Origin of the sequence: Porphyromonas sp. HMSC077F02 (assembly GCF_001815465.1) — a bacterium.
Lineage (GTDB): Bacteria > Bacteroidota > Bacteroidia > Bacteroidales > Porphyromonadaceae > Porphyromonas_A > Porphyromonas_A somerae.
On record NZ_KV820675.1, the window covers coordinates 142,999 to 144,581 of the forward strand.

Sequence of the window (1,583 nt, forward strand, 5' to 3'; positions counted from 1 at the left end):
TAGTTGCAACTCGTCAATTGCTTAGTTGCATCTCAATTTTTCCTCTATACCAAGACACCCTTTCAGCCATTTCAAAATTTAAAACTAAGATGAGTTTGGAGGAAGGTATAGGTTTTGTGGTGGAGGGGGATTTGGTTACATTTGCGTAGTGACTTTATTGAACTATAATTGAAGATATGAAAAGACTTTATTCTCTCTTGGCTGTGATAGCTAGCTTTTGTCTGCTGTCGTGTGGTAATGATGTGGAAAAGGAGGCTACTCCGAAGGAGGTGATTCGGGTGGCGGTTTTTCAGGGGCATGGAGGTTCGGAAACCTGTGTCTGGGAGGCAAAGGCGGCGGTGGAGATGGATCCATCGCTGGAGTGCCGTTTGCTCACCACTAAGGAGATCAATGAGGGGGCTCTTGCCGATGTGGATGTGTTGGTGGTGCCTGGTGGAGGGGGTAGCCGTCAGTATCTCAACATGGGTGGTGAGGGCCGTCGAAAGGTGCAGGAGTTTGTGGCGAATGGCGGTGGCTATGTGGGAATTTGTGCTGGCGCTTATCTGATCACGGAGACACCTAACTACGCTTGTCTGGCGATGAGTGGTGCTGAGGCACATGACATTGAGCACGATAATCGGGGTAGGGGGATTGCGAAGGTGACGCTGACAAATGATGGGAAAGAACTATTCCCTGAGGTGGCGGAGCAAGACACCTTATATATAATGTACTATGAAGGCCCTGTGGTGTTACCTCGTGAAGGAAGTGAAGTTACTTATCACTCTTATGCAACGATGGAGAGTGATGTGCATGTGGAGGGGAATGCTCCTAGTGATATGACTAATGGCAAGAGTTTCCTCTATATTGCACAGTATGGTAAGGGGTGGACTGCTTCGGTGGTGGGGCATCCTGAGGCAACGCCTGGAATGCAGTGGATGCTCTCTCGGTTGGCTCATAAGGTTTCGCCAAGGCAGATGGCATCGGAGCTTCCAGCTAAGTTTATAGACCCAAGCAAGTTCGGCAAGGAGCTATTGATGACTGAGGAGCGTCGTCAGGCGGAGGGGGAGGCTTTTCAAACCTTCCTTTATGGCGATGAGGAGGCAAAGCTGGCAGCGATCAATTGGCTAATGCAGCACAACTCTTGGGATGCTAAGCGGTGGATCCAAGGCTTGATATTCGATGCCTCTCCTGCTGTGCGAAAGCGTGCTGCAGAGTGGATAGGCTGGGCAATGTACCGCACCTATCTCCCCGACCTAGAGGTGGCGTACAATGTGGAATCCGAACCCGAGGTGAAGCAGGCCATCGGTGATGCGATTGAGCAACTGAAAGTGGAGTAGCGGAGCACCCGGCAGGGTGCCACTCAGCTAGCCCCTGGTCGAGGCTCGCAGAGCCGATGACCGGCGGGATAGGTGTCGATAAATATTATTCGACCCTTGTGGTCGCACTTGGATGAGCTTGTGCGACCACAAGGGTCAATTGATTATATTGAGACTGTTGCACGAAGGCGATCTGCGGTGTTGCTTTCGGGATTCGGGCTAAGTCACGTACGTGAGTACGCTCCCAGCGCCCTTGGTGGGGCCTTGGTGCCCTACGGCACCTTGCCC

General features: G+C 51.9%; 1 protein-coding gene and 1 pseudogene. One reads left to right on the forward strand and one right to left on the reverse strand.

Annotation, left to right across the window (positions count from 1 at the left end):
• Nucleotides 1-176 precede the first annotated feature (176 nt).
• Complete coding sequence (locus HMPREF3027_RS06225) at nt 177-1,316, forward strand: BPL-N domain-containing protein (protein ID WP_070707661.1); 1,140 nt, start codon at nt 177-179, stop codon at nt 1,314-1,316.
• 85 nt (nt 1,317-1,401) lie between these two features.
• Here the strand turns inward: HMPREF3027_RS06225 and HMPREF3027_RS09690 are convergent.
• A pseudogene (locus HMPREF3027_RS09690) lies at nt 1,402-1,583 on the reverse strand (hypothetical protein); the annotation flags it as partial.